14 protein-coding genes are annotated in these 17,322 nt (G+C 44.8%); 4 read left to right on the plus strand and 10 right to left on the minus strand.

Going from position 1 to position 17,322, the window contains the following annotated elements; translation table 11 throughout:
- Positions 1-134: 134 nt before the first annotated feature.
- The 9 genes from prfH to HLM86_RS18275 all read right to left on the minus strand — a co-directional run bounded on the left by prfH (position 135) and on the right by HLM86_RS18275 (position 11,009).
- A complete protein-coding gene (gene prfH / locus HLM86_RS18235) occupies positions 135-761 on the minus strand; it encodes a peptide chain release factor H (protein ID WP_170883694.1) in 627 nt (208 codons plus the stop codon).
- A complete protein-coding gene (locus tag HLM86_RS18240; protein ID WP_076589054.1) occupies positions 758-1,918 on the minus strand; it encodes an RNA ligase RtcB family protein in 1,161 nt (386 codons plus the stop codon). Before HLM86_RS18240 ends, prfH begins: the two co-directional genes overlap by 4 nt.
- Positions 1,919-2,530: 612 nt before the next feature.
- A complete protein-coding gene (locus tag HLM86_RS18245) occupies positions 2,531-3,946 on the minus strand; it encodes an amidase (RefSeq protein WP_076589055.1) in 1,416 nt (471 codons plus the stop codon).
- Positions 3,946-5,277 (minus strand): aspartate aminotransferase family protein, encoded by a 1,332-nt coding sequence (locus HLM86_RS18250; protein ID WP_170883693.1) that lies wholly within the window; start codon positions 5,275-5,277, stop codon positions 3,946-3,948. The genes HLM86_RS18245 and HLM86_RS18250 overlap by 1 nt, the downstream gene beginning before the upstream one ends.
- Positions 5,258-6,385, minus strand: a complete 1,128-nt coding sequence (locus HLM86_RS18255) for an aminotransferase class III-fold pyridoxal phosphate-dependent enzyme (RefSeq protein ID WP_076589057.1) — start codon at positions 6,383-6,385, stop codon at positions 5,258-5,260. Before HLM86_RS18255 ends, HLM86_RS18250 begins: the two co-directional genes overlap by 20 nt.
- Positions 6,386-6,395: 10 nt before the next feature.
- Positions 6,396-7,259: a TauD/TfdA family dioxygenase gene (locus HLM86_RS18260; RefSeq protein WP_170883692.1), complete on the minus strand. Its 864-nt coding sequence runs from the start codon at positions 7,257-7,259 to the stop codon at positions 6,396-6,398.
- A 24-nt stretch (positions 7,260-7,283) separates the two neighbouring features.
- The gene (locus tag HLM86_RS18265) at positions 7,284-8,816 is read right to left on the minus strand and encodes an AMP-binding protein (RefSeq protein ID WP_170883691.1); all 1,533 of its coding nucleotides are present in this window, start codon (positions 8,814-8,816) and stop codon (positions 7,284-7,286) included.
- Positions 8,813-9,436 (minus strand): thermostable hemolysin, encoded by a 624-nt coding sequence (locus HLM86_RS18270; RefSeq protein ID WP_076589060.1) that lies wholly within the window; start codon positions 9,434-9,436, stop codon positions 8,813-8,815. The genes HLM86_RS18265 and HLM86_RS18270 overlap by 4 nt, the downstream gene beginning before the upstream one ends.
- Positions 9,426-11,009: a long-chain-fatty-acid--CoA ligase gene (locus HLM86_RS18275; RefSeq protein ID WP_170883690.1), complete on the minus strand. Its 1,584-nt coding sequence runs from the start codon at positions 11,007-11,009 to the stop codon at positions 9,426-9,428. Before HLM86_RS18275 ends, HLM86_RS18270 begins: the two co-directional genes overlap by 11 nt.
- Before the next feature lie 152 nt (positions 11,010-11,161).
- Between HLM86_RS18275 and HLM86_RS18280 the strand changes: the two genes are divergently transcribed.
- Positions 11,162-12,364: a cyanate transporter gene (locus HLM86_RS18280; RefSeq protein WP_170883689.1), complete on the plus strand. Its 1,203-nt coding sequence runs from the start codon at positions 11,162-11,164 to the stop codon at positions 12,362-12,364.
- Here HLM86_RS18280 and HLM86_RS18285 read toward each other — a convergent pair.
- Positions 12,361-13,302 (minus strand): LysR family transcriptional regulator, encoded by a 942-nt coding sequence (locus HLM86_RS18285; RefSeq protein WP_170883688.1) that lies wholly within the window; start codon positions 13,300-13,302, stop codon positions 12,361-12,363. The genes HLM86_RS18280 and HLM86_RS18285 overlap by 4 nt on opposite strands.
- Positions 13,303-14,102: 800 nt before the next feature.
- On the opposite strand from HLM86_RS18285, the gene gmk reads away from it, so the two are divergent.
- The 3 genes from gmk to spoT all read left to right on the plus strand — a co-directional run bounded on the left by gmk (position 14,103) and on the right by spoT (position 17,288).
- A complete protein-coding gene (gmk, locus tag HLM86_RS18290) occupies positions 14,103-14,726 on the plus strand; it encodes a guanylate kinase (RefSeq protein WP_076589064.1) in 624 nt (207 codons plus the stop codon).
- 128 nt (positions 14,727-14,854) lie between these two features.
- Entirely contained in the window at positions 14,855-15,127 is a 273-nt protein-coding gene (gene rpoZ / locus HLM86_RS18295; RefSeq protein WP_076589065.1) for a DNA-directed RNA polymerase subunit omega, read from the plus strand.
- Positions 15,128-15,167: 40 nt separating this feature from the next.
- Positions 15,168-17,288, plus strand: coding sequence for a bifunctional GTP diphosphokinase/guanosine-3',5'-bis pyrophosphate 3'-pyrophosphohydrolase (gene spoT / locus HLM86_RS18300; RefSeq protein ID WP_170883687.1), 2,121 nt, complete (start codon positions 15,168-15,170; stop codon positions 17,286-17,288).
- Positions 17,289-17,322 lie beyond the last annotated feature (34 nt).

Raw genomic sequence — 17,322 nt, forward strand, 5'->3', positions numbered from 1 at the left:
GAGAGCTTGAGAAACGTGCATAAAAAAATCCGATAAACAGGGTCTATCGGATTTTTACATATTGGGAGGATCGTTCAATTGATCTGCCGATTAATGCCTTAACTGATCGGCATTAGGGCAATAAGCCCTTATTTCTAACCTATGGCGACAAACTTTTCGCCTTTGAACACTCGCAGTGGATTCCCACGTTCAAGCGTCCAGTGTTGTCGCCAACGTTCCGTTTCTTGCTGTGAAGCGAGAGATTGTTGCTCTGCTTCTAACTTATGAAACAGCAGCGCTTTTGCCAAACGCTTATTAGCATGTTGGCTTCGTCCACTTTCAACTCGCACAGATATCCCTTTTGACTGGTGAGTCGCTCTCACTGCCGAGTCTGTAGTATTGACATGCTGGCCACCAGCGCCAGAAGCTCGGCACGTTTGGTAGGTTATTTCACTGTCAAAAATCATGTCATTAACCATAAATACGCGTCCACCGAAGTACCAATTCTTCCGCTTATGCTTTGGCCTGTGTTGGCTTTGGCAAATCCATAGCATGGTGCCTTGCCATGAGTCTGCGATCGATTGAACCAGCTCGTGGTGTGTAGAATGGATGTGTAAAAGTGCCGACTTAAAGCAACCCGTTTGACTGGCCGGAATCGCATCAACAAGATCAACATTGACATTATTGGCATGGCATTGCTGCGTCAGTTCTTTGATCGCTAAACCAACAGCCTGACAGCTTTCAATCGGTCCTTGCCCTGAAGAAAATTGCAATAGAATCATGCTGAGCACCCTCCTTGCGTCTTGAAAGTCAAAACTGGCTTAAGTTTTGCGACAACGGTGATTAATCCCGCATCGACCATATCGGAAATGACGGTCTCACATTTTTTGTACGCTTGAGACGCTTCATCGTACAAGAGTTCTTTATTTCCACATATAACTCGACTGCCTAGTGGTGTTCGATATAAATCTTCGCGTTTATATTTTTGACTAAGTCGGCCTTGGCATTCGCCACGCTTCCATTTTCTACCGGCGCCATGCGCCAACGAAGACAGGCTGATATTAGCTTCATCACTGGCCAAAGGTTTAACAAGGTAGCTGTAGTCGCCTCTTGAACCGGGGATCACAACGTAGCCACAGTCAGCGGGTGTCGCCCCTTTTCTATGGAGCCAGCCTTGTAGGCGGTTTACCTTCTTCGGCGTGACTAAATTGTGGTTTACGTCGAGTCTACATGTGCCATTCGCTCTGATGGCCTCCAGAAAACGTTGGGCGATAAGTTCACGGTTTAACTCTGCCCACCGCACTGCCTCATCATGTTGACGTATATACTGATTGAGCTCAACACTACCGACTTCGATACCATCGTGATTACATTGAGTTACGTGATCCACTAAGATTGATTGACCAAACCCCCGAGAGCCCGAATGAACCAGCAATTGCAACTTGGTTTTGTCGATACCAAGCTCGTTAAGTGAGCCGAGGTCATACACTTCGTCTATGGCTTGAAACTCAGCGAAATGATTACCGCCACCGATGGTGCCTAGTGAATAATCATACGAGTCAGTATGGATAGACTTCTCACTCTTTCTCGTTGCAATATATTCCAGCCAGCTATCATCCAACGGACCTTCCACACTTTTTAAACGTTTGGAGAGTTTATCGATGTTTATTTTTGACAGGCTTAGTGACGTTTGCCACAACCCCATACCGCAACCGATATCATTACCAACCAAAGCAGGATAAACTTTTGTCGTACTGAAAAATGCGGCTCCAATAGGGTAGCCTCTGCCTGGATGTAAATCCGGCATTCCGGCCACACGATGCATACCTTCGAGCTCTGAAGTTTTTATTAATTGTTGTACGGCCAGCCCCTCAATCCACGTATCTTCAGACGCAATGAGGCTAACATTATCAGTAATATTTTGGACGGACTTGCCCATAGTACCAATTCCTTAAAAATAGGATTTAAATAAAAAGAATGAATTGGCAAGTCGATTGACCGAATGGGACTGTACTTGGGAAGTGGCTTTCAGCTAATTATCGGGCAAGACCTGCAAAGATGAAATAATTGTTTGTCATATGATGTCTCCTTTGCAGTAATAGAATGATGAAAGAGTCGGCCTTCTAATGATTTAGTTTTGATAACACAATAGAGCCTGATGACTTTTTTACATTCAAGTAGGCACCTAATATTGCAGTCAGTGCAGCGACATTCGCTCAATAAAACCTGAACAGACACTAACATGATTAAATAAACGAAAATGCATGAAAATGGAAGCCCTCAGTAATTTTTAAGGCATGGGTGGTTAGGCTCGGCGAGGGCAGAGAGGTTTATTTGATGTTACCACGGCACAAGCCTGATTGGCTTCACACTCAATGTTGACCGTGCACAACATAATCCGTTATTTTTTTAATGTGCATGCTTTTTTCAAACTCACTTAGATATCAAACACACCATTGACGCTGATTCTTCTTTATCAAGCCCCTTATTGAATGGGGCTTGTTCTATTCTAGAATGTTGAATCGACCAAGCCACGTCATCACGCCCATCCTCAATTAGAGGGTATGTTGTCAAACATCGGGTAGCGTAAATCGTTCTCTAGGGCAGAAGCAATCGCCAATATTTGGTGCTCACTCCAGTTCTTTCCTACAATTTGCACACCAATAGGCATACCGGTTTGAGAGCAATGAGTTACAGGAATAACAAGAGCCGGTGAGCCCGAGAGGCTAAAAGGAAAAACAAAGGAGTAGTTGTCAATGTTGTCCATTGATGTCCCATTTTTAAAAGCAACATCTGGGTAAACCGGTGATATCAGCACATCCACTTGATTGAACATGAGGTTAAGTTGATGCCTAAACGTGTCTCTGGTGATCATCGCGCTCTTGACTTCATCTGGCGTCATCTCAAGCGTTTCGCTTTGGCGCAAAATAGCCTCAATTTCTGGCGTAAACTCGGTCTTTGACATCTGTTGGTATACGTTTTTCCACCCTCGGCTACCATCGCCACCCAAAACAAAAAGTTTCCAGATCACATCACAGGCTTCTCGGATGAGTGGCGGAGTCAAGGGCTGAACTAAACTCACTTGCCTAGCCAGCAAATCTTCAACCATTTGAAGCGCTCTTTCCACATCAGGTGTGAGTTCTACGTTGGTGCTTTCACCGCGCCAAACGCCGACTTTCATTCCTTGAATATCACATTGTCGATAATCCTGATACGGAACAGAGATGGTATCGGGGTCCTGACCATCGCCACCATGAATCAAACTGGCCAACACATCGACGTCATCGACGAAACGTCCCATGACACCGAATGAAGACGTAAGGTGAAACAACCCTGAACGATCTTTAGGAAACTGGCCCGTCAATGGCACGCGGCCTTGGGTCAGTTTAAAGCCGCACACACCATTGAAGTGCGCAGGGATACGTACACTTCCACAGGCATCCGAGGCAATACCGCCTGGGCTCATACCACTGGCAATCGCCACCGCCTCACCCCCGCTACTTCCACCACAGGAGTAGGACACATTATACGAGTTTAGCGTCCGGCCGTATAAGGCATTATGAGTATCAAACGACATACACATTTCTGGTACGTTGGTCAGCCCCAGAGGGATTGCCCCTTCATTTTTCAATCGCGTCAAGACCGTCGCATCTTTGGTACTTTTGTTGCCATGCAGTTCTTTAACCCCTCGGCTCGGGTGAAAACCTTTCGCGTGCATCGCATCTTTTACCGTAATAGGGATGCCGTGCAGAGCTCCGTGCAGAGCTCCGGCAATGGCATCGCCATCGGCACTCTCGGCTGAGTTAAGCAGTTGCGGCAGAGGAGCCTGCTCGATGATCGCATTGAGCGTTGGGTTATAGTGATCGTAGCGCTTAAGATAGTGCTCTAGGATCGTCGTACTTTTCAACAAACCTTTCGTCTGACAATCGACCATTTCTCGGATAGACAGTAAATCAATATTTAGCATTATGAAGCCCTCTTGAGCAATGGCAGGGGCAGTTTGTACATATTTTTCGTAAACATGGAAACCGCAGACAAAGTGAATGTGGACAATCGAGATATCTCAGCCAAGGCCTCCGCCGTTGACTGTAACACCTCATCGATAATGGCATCAGAGACCGTCAATGGCGGGTAGAACCTCAAGACAGGTGCCGTCGCTTTCTCATTCATCGAATGGCCAGCGTGTACCCCTTTTGCCGAGAGTGATTTGGACAGTAAGGTCTCATATTTAGCGCCTTTAAGACGTAGCCCCGTCATCAATCCGACGCCAGGGACATCTTCGATAATGTTTGGGTACTGGGCAGCCAACTTCATCAAACCAAAGCGCAGGCGATTCCCTTTTTCAAGCGACGCCGCAACGAGGCCTTCCTGCTCAACCACCTCAATGGCGGCCAAGGCTGTCGCGCACCCAAGCGGGTGACCACCAGTACTGGTGAAAAATGATTCGTCCGGCTGGAATTGCCCTAATAGCTCGCGGCTATACAGAGCACAAGCAAAGGAGGTAAATCCGCCTGTTAAGCCTTTTGAAAGAATCAAAATATCAGGAGAGATCTGGCCGTAGTCGACCGCAAACATTTTCCCACATCGACCAAATGCCGTCTGTATTTCGTCGGCCACAAGAATCGTGTTGGTCTCAGTACAAAGCTGACGTACATCTTCTAGATAACCGAGAGGCGGCATAGATAAGTGGGCCCCTCCTAAGATAGGCTCTAGATAAACCGCACACGCACCGTCCCCGATCGCTTTTCGCATGGCGGTTGTATCCCCATAAGGCACCTTGACTATCTGATGAGACAACTTACCAAAACTTTTTTCATGTTGTGACTGGCCAAGCAGGCTCATCGCAGCCAGCGTTTTACCATGGTAAGCCCCTTCCACTATCACGATACGCTTTCGCTTTGACTGACGTTGCAAGACATAACGCAATGACTGCTCAACCGCCTCAGCCCCTGACAACATGTAACTCACTTTCCCCCAATTACCCGGGGCGATGTCACACAGCTTGTCGCTTAACTTACCCTGTTGCACGTTCGGTTGCCCCTGTGCAGACCATGCCATTTTGTCCACCTGTTCGACAAAAGCACGGTGGACTTTGGGATGAGAGTGACCAACAACAAAGACACCGTAACTGCATGCAAAGTCAATGTAACGTCGATTGTTGGAGTCAAAAACTTCACAACCTGAGGCATGGTCTTCTACTTGAGTCCCAGCAAGATGATACAGCTTAGCGGCAGAAGGGACCCAATGACGTTCACAAGCGTCCAATAATTGATTTCTGTTAAGTGTTTTGGTCGTCATCGAGTATTCCTTTTATCACGCGCAAAGCGCCAGTTAATTCATCAGCATTTGAGTTAAGTATCGGGTGAAGTGTGAGTGTGTTGCCTTTTGGTTGCCTAACCAGAACCCCGTTATCTCGCAACCTTGTCATTAGAGAGCGGGCATCAATATGTGACGGCAAACCAAGATTGACAATCGAGCCAACAACACTGCTTACATAAGGTTGGAGGAAGCCAGCTATCTGCTGACCCAGTTCAATAAATCGCTTGTCCGCCTGCGTATTTTGAACATATTCCAGCGTGCTGGTTCCTGCAACGCTGGCAAGCGGATTACCACCGGTTGTACTGCCGTGCTTGGCGGGTGACGACGCACCATAAACATTGTTGGCATTCTCTAACGACGTAATATAGCAACCGACTGGAACCAAGTTGCCACCCAATGGGCCTCCCAATACCACAAAGTCCGGCACCATCACGGAGAGATCCAAACCAAACATGTGCCCCGTCACCCCCATGCAATACTCACTGACATTGCAAATTAGGGGCACCTTCATCTTTTTTGATAAGGCTTTGAACTCGGTTAACTGCTCATCGGTAAAGGCTTTCAGTTCCCCGTTATCGTCTTCATATAGAGGGGAGTAACACAGTGCCAACACATCGTCGCTTTGTTCAAGACTGCAACGCAGCTGGGTCCCATCCAGCTCGAGAAGATCCAGTTCAATAAAATCTTTGGCTGTTTCAAATTCCTCGTGATGATTCAGGTAACGCCCAAAAAACAGAGAGCCGTAATGACAACCCGAGATGAAAGCAATCGTTTTAGCGCTAGGATTTAGGGCCTTGCACAGCTTCAACGCACCTTCAAACGCCTCATCCCCACTACTGCAAACGTATACGTTCGACAAAACATCCGGCAGCTTGTGAGAAATCGAGTGGCACAAATTTAGAAGCGGTTCAGACATCAAAACCCGATTTGATAGCCCCATTTTCATCGCCTGAGCTTTCACACTGTCCACAATCTCTTTCGTCGAGTGCCCAATCCCTCCTGTCGCCAAATCAAACAACTTCTGACCATTATCCAAAGTAACGCTGGCTCCGAATGCTTGATCCGCCAGCTGGTGCTCTGTGTTCATTATGCTTCCCCTATACGTAACTCAATGCATTAAAAATTTTTCGACGATCATCAATGATTTTATTTCTGCCATGCATAACTCTGCGGTTATCAATTAATACGAAATCGTTATCATTCCATTCAATCGGGATGGTATGCCGCTCTGTCGCATTTTTTATTTCATTCAAAATCTCATGGGAAATAGGCTGTTGTGTTGAGGCAATCGTAATTTTCGGTTTTTCATAGTTAAATGAAGGGCCAAGGATGCTATTTGAAAATGCCATTCTTTTATTGACCAGTGATGTCTGCAATGCATTAACGGTAAACCGATAATATATTGAACCATCTTCATTTAAGCTCACCTCTGTTTTTTCATCATCACCAATAATGTTTCTCAAACAATCAAACGTGGCCTGGTTAATATCATTAAGTTCGGGAACATAATGGCATACAAGCTTTTTCCATTTATCTTCAGGCACATTACGTGAATAACAAATATCATTATTTAAGAAAAAATCTTTTGTCTTTTCTGAAAGTTGATCGAAAACCGCAACCCCATCACAAATCGTGGTTTGTGAGCCAAGATAAGGGGCCTCTTCACAGTAAAACCAACACAAATCGGGCCAAAAGGGTGAGTTGCCATTTTCACAATGCAGCCCAACGGCATCTAAACCCGCATCCACTAACTGTGCCGCGCCACCTTCTATAGTTCGCGCTGGGTCCATACTCAGTTTTGAGCTGTTCTTCCTCACAAAGTGGGCAAAATCTAAAACGTTATTTGCCCCATTTTCAAACAGCAACACTCCGTGAGTGGCGAGCTTATTAAGTAACTCGTCTTTATTCATTTCTAGCATTTGGCTTTTGGATATTCTCGTCACTGACGTTAGACTATTCATTTTCACTACCCTTCACGCAATAATTTATATTCTTTGGAATCGTTTCTTTATTTCTTCTCTTTTCGGTCTGTCTGTCACCGTAAAGAGCGCTTCTATATCATCATCATGTAAGTCCACTACCCACACGTTCTCAGGCCTCTCAATATCTGAAAATTCTTTGTGCATCCAATGTTCCACTTTATTTTGGTCAAATGTATTTCGATCGACTTTCAAGAGAATCACTGTGCCTTTTTTTTCATCTAAGAAAAGCACCGCGGATACTATTCCTTCCTTTTTTTGAAATTCAGATTCAATTTTTTCCGGATAAACGTTTCTTCCATTTGGAAGACAGATAATGTTTTTCTTTCTCCCAGAGATATATAAATAGTTTTCCTCATCCAAATACCCAATATCACCCGTATTCAGCCAGCCCTCTTCATCCACATAACAGGCGGAGGGATCATGGCCAGAATAGCCAGAGAACAGCGACGAGCTGCGTATTTCAATACTGCCATCTTGTGCAATACGAACTTCAACATGAGGTAACGGCCGACCAACACTGCCCAGTCGATTAAACTGTGTTGTATTCACGCTGACAACAGACGCATTTTCACTCAGTCCGTAACCCTGATACGCTTCAACACCAAATGATCTAAGTTGTTCCAACGTCTCTACGTCGACGCGCGCGCCACCACATGTGATATGAGGCACATCTTGCAGATACTGGCATAAAGCGTCATCCCCCTGCTTGATGCCGTTGAGTAAAGCTTCAATCATAACTGGTGGCGCTGTCATTGCCGTCGGTTGGACGAATGTAATCCACTCAACGATTTTGCCAATATCACAATGATTTTCCCCAATTAAAGGAAGGTCTTGTGGCAAGAAACTCACCGTACCGCCATTCATCAGAGGGAGGTAAATCGCCGTCACTTGCTCCAGTAATAAACTCAGCGGGACCAGAGATAAATATGTCTTTTGGCTTTCTTTCGGAATAGACGTAGACAAACTTTTATAAGTTTCAACAATCGCTTGAGGTGTGAGCTGCACGCCTTTTGGTCTACTTGTGGTCCCAGAAGTATGAATGATTTTACAGACACTAGGTTGTGCAGCCGTTGCCAAATCCAGCAACGTGGCGCCTTCCAAGTAGGAACACAGTGTCTCATCAAGGCGGATGCACCTTTGTTCATCATACTCAAGCCCCCACTTCTCCTTCAGCGTCTCTTCACCCGTTTGATCGCAGATAAACACATCACATTTTGAGGCCAAATGATGAGCTTGAGACCTTGAGAAAGCGTGAGGTAAAGGCAAACTTGCGAGTCCAGAGAACAAACAGCCGAGGTCAGCCACAATCCAGTCGGCGCCGTTACGACAAACAATGCCAACAGTCGCACTTTCTCTCAACGTGATACTTTCAAGCCTAGCTAATAACTCATGTTGCAATCGGGCGACTCTAAGTTCGATATCTTTGTAAGTCAGAGCGATCTCTGAGGCCGGATTCATCGATGTGTACTCTTTTGTCGCGACTTTACTGCTATTCGATTTGATCGCATCAATCAGCAGATTATTGAGCGTTTTCATGCTGCTTCATCCAATTTCAGTTGTTCATTGTTGTAATCGAAGTTGATACTCATTGAGAGTGCTTTAAACATGGCGCTGTGATCATCAAGAAAAATAACCCCAGTGACTGGTTTTGATTCATAATAGGAACCCCAATCTCCCTTGCCCAGCTCCAAACATTCTTCTTGCGCTTTGCAAATCGGTTCAAATTTGATCCCGCATGAACTCAATAAACGCGAAACGGTTTGTGTGATTGTGCAAAGAAGGACACTGGCGCCAACGCAATGAGCAATAAAAGGGATAAGAGTCGTTAGCTTTATGCCCACATGGTGATGATTAGAAATTAGGCCACCTATTTCAGCGATTTTGTCTGAGCTATAATAGCGCCCCCAATTATCGACAATCACTTCTTCAATACTTTTATCTAAATATTGTTCTGAGAATAATTTTCTTTTATTTTTAAAACTAATCCCAGCACAAGAGGACACATCAAATTCTTTATCAAAACCTTTTGACGCGATCACATAGTACTCTGGGTTTGGATCAATATTGGCTTTGTAAAAGTCCTCATATTTCTCCCGAGTTGCTTCTCTTGCCTTTAAGGCCAGAGGATCGCTATTTTTTATTATTTTAATATTCATTTCCAATCTCCTTTTCCAAATATTTAAACAGGTTTTTTTTATCTGTTTTACCAACACTCGTTTTTGGTAATTCTTCAACAGTTACGATTAAGTCTGGGCAAGAGAATCTTGATAACTGTCCTTGTTCAATTAAATTCACAAAGTGTTTATTAATGCGCTTTCTTATGTCACTGGAGGTGACATTTTTTTTAGGGACCACGAAGGCAACAGGGCGCTCTCCCCATTTTTCATCTGGCCAAGCAATAAATGCAACCTCCTCAACAGAGTCCACCTCCCGTGCTCTATCCTCAAGTTCACTCGGTGACAGCCATTCTCCACCCGATTTAATCAGGTCTTTTTTTCTATCTGTGATAACCAGCGTCCCGTTGTCATTGAGATAACCAATATCACCTGTATAAAATCTACCTTTGACCCACTGAAGAAGGGTGCTTTTTTCATCTCTGAAATAACTTGGTGTAACCCAAGGAGCAAGAACGGTAATTTCTCCGACGGCACGTTGTCCGTCATTCAAATAAAACTCAGGGACAATGTCTATATCGACAAACGGGATGGGCTGGCCGGCATAACAACGCGCTTCATCGGATTGGCCATGCTTGATTTTATTCACCGCAATAACAGGCCCAGTTTCCGACATCCCATACCCAGCCCACACATCAATGCCTTGGTTAACGGCTCTTTCCATCAAAGGCTGTGGCAATAGTGCCCCACCGACAAGCACCTTTAATTGGCCAAGGTTTGCCTTCTTTTTCTCTGCTTCATCCAGAAGCATAGTGAGCAAAGTAGGGACGCTATGGGTAAAGGTAACCCCCTCTTTCTCTATCAAATTACATAGGCTTTTGGCGCAATACTTCCCTGCATACACCTGCTTCAACCCCATCATCGTTGCGACATAAGGAAGGCCCCAGGCGTGCACGTGAAACATGGGCGTTAACGGCAAGTAAACATCTTCATTGTGCAATCGCTGCCCGTTCTTGTTACTGCCTAGACTGCTGCTCAAAGACAAAGTATGGAGAACTAACTGACGATGAGTAAAAAAGACCCCTTTCGGAAGCCCAGTTGTACCACTGGTATAAAACAGAGTTGCAACACACGCTTCATCAACATCAGGAAAAACAAATTCAGGCGTCCCCGCAGAAATCAGTGCCTCATATTGATCGTCCGTCGAGTCGTCCTCATTTATTTGAATATAATTAACTAAGTTTGGAAAAACGTCTTTCGAATCTTGAATGTCATTACAGAAATCCGAATGAACAAAAAAGAACTTTGCACCACTATGATTTAGCGTATATTCTTTTTTTTCTTTTGATAACCGGATATTGCATGTCATCAAAGTCGCACCAATCATTGGTACAGCAAAGTACATTTCAAGATATCGATGGCTATCCCAATCAGCGATAGCAACAACATCTCCTTTACTGACCCCCATATTAACTAAAGAAGATGACAGTCTTTTTATTCGCTCACTTAACTTTTCGTACGTATAAGTTAATACGTCACTATATACTATCAAACTACTTTTATTCTTATTTACACTGTCAGTGAAAAGGTTATTTAAATTCATCTTAAAGTTCATCGCTAACATCCTCTGTTTCAACGAGAACAATTATTCAACTTAATTGACACATTTAGCAAATTAAAAATTAAAACTGTCAATCTAATATTTAAATACCCTTAAATTTAGATATGGTGTTTAATGCATCTGGCTTTTATAAAAAGGAGATTACCATGTTGACAAAAGCAACAAATAGAAAAGATATATTGATATTACTCTCATTAATATTGATAGGTTTAAACCTCAGACCATCCATGGCCGCCATTGGGCCTGTCCTGAGTTCAATACGCGCAGAAATTCCATTATCTTTCACCATGATCTCTTTGCTGACAATGTTACCGGTATTTGCGATGGGGGTGGCGATGTTTGTCGGAATACGCCTTGGGAACAAAGTGGGTGAGCACCGCTTAATCACTTACTCTCTATTGCTTATCTCGATGGCCACCGCATATCGCTATCATGCACAAGATTCCGCGGGCCTGCTTATCACGGCCATTGTTGCTGGAATAGGCATCGCTTTAACTCAGGCTTTAATACCAAAAATCATTAAAAGCCGCTTTGCCAATTCAATCGAGTTGTTTATGGGCGTGTACGTCACTGCCATAATGGGGGGCGCTGCCTTGTCGGCTTCAGCGTCTCCTTATTTGGTTGAATTCACTGGAAACTGGCGATTTGCCCTCTCGATTTGGGGCGGGTTAGCCGTCATTGCCATCATTTCTTGGTTTAGTGTAAGAGCGTATGTAGGCAATCAATCCGATCAAGGCAAAAGCAACAATAGCTCAGTCGCCTTTTACAAAAGCCCTCGCGCTTGGTTGTTAGGCGTTTTCTTCGGGCTCGGTACTTCGGCTTATACCTGTGTTCTTGCTTGGCTTCCTCCTTATTATTTTGACCTAGGTTGGCAAAGTAAAGAATCTGGGCTGATTCTGGCATTTCTCACCTCTGTGGAAGTGGTCGCAGGGCTGGTGGTTCCCGCGATTGCGAGTCGAAGCAAAGACAGACGCAGCATTTTGATTGTTCTACTCGTCTGTATTATTGCCGGCTTCAGCGGGCTAATAACCAAACCAGAAGAATTTGCACTGCTTTGGGCCAGCTTACTCGGCTTCGGTATTGGTGGACTGTTCCCGATGAGTCTTATCGTCACAATGGACCATGTTGACGACCCGGGCCAAGCGGGACAATTAACGGCATTCGTTCAAGGTATTGGGTATATGATCGCAGCCATGTCGCCTCTTCTCGCGGGTTACATTAAAGACAGCTCATCAAGCTTTACAGCAGCGTGGTTAATCTTAGCAGCGGTAGCAGGCTTGATGCTCTTTATGGCGATAAGGTTTAAGCATAAGGATTATGAACTGCACTTTCAAAAAGTGACCGTTTAATCACGGTTCACTGCCTGACAAACGTCCATGATTTGCTCTCTTAGCCAGATGTTGGCTGGATTACTCGCACAAGACTGACTCCATAACATCTCCAGCTCAAAACCAGGCAAGCCTTCAGGGGCTTGCCTCGCATGTAAAGTGCTGTGTTGTGGCGACACTTTTTTAAACACTTTTTCAGGCAACATCATCATCATCTCAGATCCAGTCAGCATTTTTAAACCTGAGTAATAACCATTTGCTTTAATCGCTATCGTTCGCTGAATATCATGGTTATTTAACCAAGAGTCCACCATACAATTGCTCGTCAGCCAAGGCGATGGAAAGATCTGTCTACGCTCAGAAAACTCTTTCAGCGAAAGCGGTGCAAAGCCACTGCCCGAGCCATCAAACACAGCCACTAATTGATCGCTGAGAATTCGCTGGCTACAAAGGTTGTGCGGGTATTGATTCTGGCTAACAACGATACCGACATCTATTTTTTGATCCGCAATCGCTTCGTAAGGCACCTTCTCTTCCGGCCGAATCACTTCAATGCTAATTTTGAGTTCTTCTTGAAGAATTTTCTTTAACAGCAGTGGGATCACTAATATTTCAAAATATTCAGGTGAAAATATCGTAAATACCGTTTCCGTTTCTCGGGGAGAAAATGCCTTTTTTTCTACACCACATGCGGATATTTTCCCTAGGATATCTCCGATACTCTCAATTAAAAGGGTAGATTTATGTGTTGGCTGCATTCCCGCTCTAGAACTAACAAAAAGTGGGTCATCAAAGGCCGTCCTTAACCGATTCAAACTATAGCTAACGGTTGACTGACTCAGTGACAAGATTTCAGAGACTTCTGTGACACTTTGGTAGAGATATAAATTGTAAAACACTTCTAGGGACTGAAAATCAAGTTTTCTTAACTTTTGCCGAAGAGCAATTTTCCTATCCATAATCCGATCACTCATTAAAAAATATAAAAATATAAAAGCATTTCCCTAACAATTGGTTCTAAACACAGCCTATTTAAACCGTAGAAATGAGTGGATTCTCTTCTCAGCCTTTAAAGCAGAATGCTTTGAACCAAAAGGCCGTCATCGTTTTATACGTCGCTAAAGAATCAATAATTTGAGGAGATGTTTTCAACTGCGGATGGACATGGTGAGTCACTGGTGGTCATCTAACTCACCGGACAACCTTTGAGGATAACCTTTGCAGTTACGCCACAATATCACCTGACCAACCAAGCCTTACTGCGTTTGTATAACGCCAATGCTAAAGGTTTCAAAAATCGAAGACTCTCGCCACCACATCTTGCATATAAACAATCACATTAGAGCCCCTTCCGTAAGACTGATCAAGATTAATATACTGCGACACTATAATAAATGTGATGAATATTAGGATTCTTATCAATATGCAACAAGACCCGTAAAAGTACCCTTGTTCTTTCGGTCCGATTCAGGATCAGAGCAGTACCTCGTTTGAAAAAGTCCGTTTGCTTGACCAATATTGCAGCATTCTGATGCCCAATCGTTCGACTGAGAAGGCTTTAATCAATGATAAATAGCTGAGTGGCGCTTTGTTGGGTCCCCCTTCAGTGCCTTGTTATCAACATTGGGATCGTGCTATTCTTCGCCTCCATTTTTCATGATCCGAACATCACCATTCGGTGATCATTCGAGGTCAATGCTATCTTTACTATGTCAGCGACTTCCAGCCGGCAAGTTCAACCAAATTTGGGATTGTACCTATGGGCAAAGGCACTCTTTATATTGTATCTGCACCAAGCGGCGCTGGTAAATCGAGCTTGATTTCCGCCATGTTGGAAACGAATCCGACCTACGCAATGAAAGTGTCCATTTCTCACACCACCCGTGGTATGCGTCCCGGAGAACAAAACGGTGTTCATTACCATTTTGTGCAAAAGGAACATTTTGAAGAACTCATCGAACAAAACGAATTCCTAGAATATGCCGAAGTATTCGGAAATTACTACGGGACATCCAGAGTTTGGATTGAAAGCAACCTCAATAAAGGCATTGATGTATTTCTAGATATTGACTGGCAAGGCGCTCAACAGATCCGTAAGCAAATGCCGCACGCTCGGAGTCTTTTTATCCTGCCGCCTTCCAACGACGAACTAGAGCGACGGCTCAATGCTCGCGGACAAGACAGTGAATCTGTTATCGCTAAGCGCATGGCAGAAGCCAAGTCCGAAAGTTCTCATTACCGTGAATACGACTATTTGATCATTAATGATGATTTCGACACTGCACTGATCGATTTTAAGGCCATCATTCGTGCCGAAAGACTCAAACAAGATAAACAAGCAGCAAAATACCAAAACATGCTGACTGCTCTTTTGAACGAGTAGTACGTCTTTATCATCGTCAAACTCATTAGAAATCGCGGTCTCTGTACACTCTTAGCTAGACACTGGGAACACAGAAGCTGTATACTTTCTCGTCATACAAAATTTTAGTTAAATAATGTGGAGTTCTCATGGCACGCGTAACTGTTCAAGACGCTGTTGAAAAAGTTGGTAACCGTTTCGACCTAGTTCTCATTGCGGCTCGCCGCGCTCGTCAAATGCAAACTGGCGGCAAAGATGCACTCGTGCCAGAAGAAAACGATAAGGCGACCGTTATCGCTTTGCGCGAAATCGAAGAGAGCCTTATCACAAAAGACATCCTTGATGCACGAGAGCGTCAGGAGCAACAAGAACAAGACGCAGCAGAATTAGCCGCCGTCAGCAGCATTGCTCACAGTCGTTAACCTGACTTTTGTCTCAACAACCATCTTCCGGGCCTAAAGTTTGTATCTGTTCGATAGCCTAAAAGACGTTGCCCAAGAATACCTATCAGAGCCTCAAGTTGAGGCTCTGCGTCAATCTTATGTGGTAGCGAAAAATGCCCATGAAGGGCAGACCCGCTCAAGCGGTGAACCTTATATTATCCATCCGGTGGCCGTCGCCCGTATTCTGGCTGAAATGCGCCTTGATATTGAAACCCTTCAAGCCGCACTCCTTCACGATGTTATAGAAGATACCGAAGCGACTAAAGAAGAGCTCGAGTCTCAGTTCGGCACCACTGTCGCTGAATTGGTTGATGGCGTATCCAAACTGGATAAACTTAAGTTTCGTGATCGCAAAGAAGCTCAGGCTGAAAACTTCCGTAAAATGGTCCTTGCCATGGTGCAAGACATTCGGGTTATTCTTATCAAACTGGCAGACCGTACGCACAACATGCGCACCTTAGGTGCTTTGCGTGCGGATAAAAAACGCCGAATCGCCCGAGAGACACTGGAAATTTATTCACCGTTGGCGCATCGTCTGGGTATTCACAATATAAAGACTGAGCTTGAAGAACTCGGCTTTGAAGCGCTCTACCCCAATCGCTATCGCGTATTGAAAGAGGTCGTCCGCTCTGCTCGTGGCAACCGTAAAGAAATGATTCAGCGTATTCATGATGAAATCGAAGGGCGCCTAGAAGATGTGGCTTTAAAAGCCCGAGTACTTGGCCGTGAGAAAAACCTTTATTCCATCTATAACAAGATGAAAACAAAGGAACAACGCTTTCACACCATTATGGATATTTATGCTTTCCGTGTGGTCGTCGAAGAAGCCGATACTTGTTACCGTGCACTGGGTCAAGTTCATGGACTGTATAAACCCCGTCCCGGTCGTATGAAAGATTACATTGCGGTCCCAAAAGCCAACGGTTATCAATCGCTGCATACCTCCATGGTCGGTCCGCACGGTGTCCCTGTCGAGGTACAGATCCGGACAGAAGATATGGATCAAATGGCCGACAAAGGCGTCGCCGCCCACTGGTCTTACAAAGGCAAGGGTGACCGTACTGGCACCACAGCACAAGTTAAGGCTCAGCGCTGGATGCAAAGCCTACTTGAGTTGCAACAAAGTGCGGGGAACTCCTTTGAGTTCATCGAAAACGTTAAGTCGGATCTCTTTCCTGATGAAATTTACGTTTTTACCCCTAAGGGCCGCATTGTGGAATTGCCTGTTGGCGCAACAGCGGTTGACTTCGCATATGCTGTGCATACCGATGTCGGTAATACGTGTGTTGGGGCCAGAGTTGACCGCAACCCTTACCCACTCAGTAAGGCACTTAAAAACGGCCAAACGATTGAAATCATTAGTGCTCCGGGCGCTCGTCCTAACGCCGCTTGGCTCAATTATGTCGTCACCTCTCGGGCACGGACCAAAATTCGTCAAGTGTTGAAAACCATGCGACGTGAAGAGTCAGTGACACTGGGTCGCCGATTACTGAACCATGCACTGGGAGACTTGTCGTTGTCGGATATTGACGAAGACAACATTAGCCATGTGCTCACTGACCTCAAAATTGATAGCGTTGAAGATCTGCTCGCCGCGCTTGGGCTCGGTGAATTAATGAGTATCGTGATTGCTCGTCGTTTATTGGGTGATGCCGATGAACTGACTCAATCCGAACCCTCAGACAGCAGCCATAATAAGAAATTACCTATTCGCGGCGCAGAAGGGCTTCTGCTGACTTTTGCCAACTGTTGTCATCCGATCCCTGATGACCACATTATCGCTCATGTCTCTCCGGGACGTGGTTTGGTCGTTCACCGCGAAACCTGTCCAAATGTGAGGGGTTATCAAAGAGAACCTGACAAATACATGGCCGTTGAATGGTCAGCAAACTATGATCAGGAATTCATTACCGAACTGTATGTCGATGTACATAATCGTCAAGGCGCACTGGCTGAATTGACCAACGTTATTTCAAATACGGGCTCAAATATTCATGGTCTGTCTACCGAAGAAAAAGATGGTCGTCTGTATACTGTCACCGTTCTTTTAACAACCAAAGACCGAATACACCTTGCGGGCATTATGAGAAAGATAAAAGCGATGCCGCACACGTTAAAAGTCCGTCGCCGAAAAAATTAACCTAATTTCCAATAGCATGCCCTTGAAATGCGTT

It is taken from the genome of Vibrio ostreicida, from assembly GCF_013074385.2.
GTDB lineage: Bacteria > Pseudomonadota > Gammaproteobacteria > Enterobacterales > Vibrionaceae > Vibrio > Vibrio ostreicida.

Coding starts and splice junctions, on each gene's coding strand:
- prfH (WP_170883694.1), bottom strand. CDS start 761: ATGATTCTATTGCAATTTTCTTCAGGGCAAGGACCGATTGAAAGCTGT.
- HLM86_RS18240 (WP_076589054.1), bottom strand. CDS start 1,918: ATGGGCAAGTCCGTCCAAAATATTACTGATAATGTTAGCCTCATTGCG.
- HLM86_RS18245 (WP_076589055.1), bottom strand. CDS start 3,946: ATGCTAAATATTGATTTACTGTCTATCCGAGAAATGGTCGATTGTCAG.
- HLM86_RS18250 (WP_170883693.1), bottom strand. CDS start 5,277: ATGACGACCAAAACACTTAACAGAAATCAATTATTGGACGCTTGTGAA.
- HLM86_RS18255 (WP_076589057.1), bottom strand. CDS start 6,385: ATGAACACAGAGCACCAGCTGGCGGATCAAGCATTCGGAGCCAGCGTT.
- HLM86_RS18260 (WP_170883692.1), bottom strand. CDS start 7,259: ATGAATAGTCTAACGTCAGTGACGAGAATATCCAAAAGCCAAATGCTA.
- HLM86_RS18265 (WP_170883691.1), bottom strand. CDS start 8,816: ATGAAAACGCTCAATAATCTGCTGATTGATGCGATCAAATCGAATAGC.
- HLM86_RS18270 (WP_076589060.1), bottom strand. CDS start 9,436: ATGAATATTAAAATAATAAAAAATAGCGATCCTCTGGCCTTAAAGGCA.
- HLM86_RS18275 (WP_170883690.1), bottom strand. CDS start 11,009: ATGAACTTTAAGATGAATTTAAATAACCTTTTCACTGACAGTGTAAAT.
- HLM86_RS18280 (WP_170883689.1), top strand. CDS start 11,162: ATGTTGACAAAAGCAACAAATAGAAAAGATATATTGATATTACTCTCA.
- HLM86_RS18285 (WP_170883688.1), bottom strand. CDS start 13,302: ATGGATAGGAAAATTGCTCTTCGGCAAAAGTTAAGAAAACTTGATTTT.
- gmk (WP_076589064.1), top strand. CDS start 14,103: ATGGGCAAAGGCACTCTTTATATTGTATCTGCACCAAGCGGCGCTGGT.
- rpoZ (WP_076589065.1), top strand. CDS start 14,855: ATGGCACGCGTAACTGTTCAAGACGCTGTTGAAAAAGTTGGTAACCGT.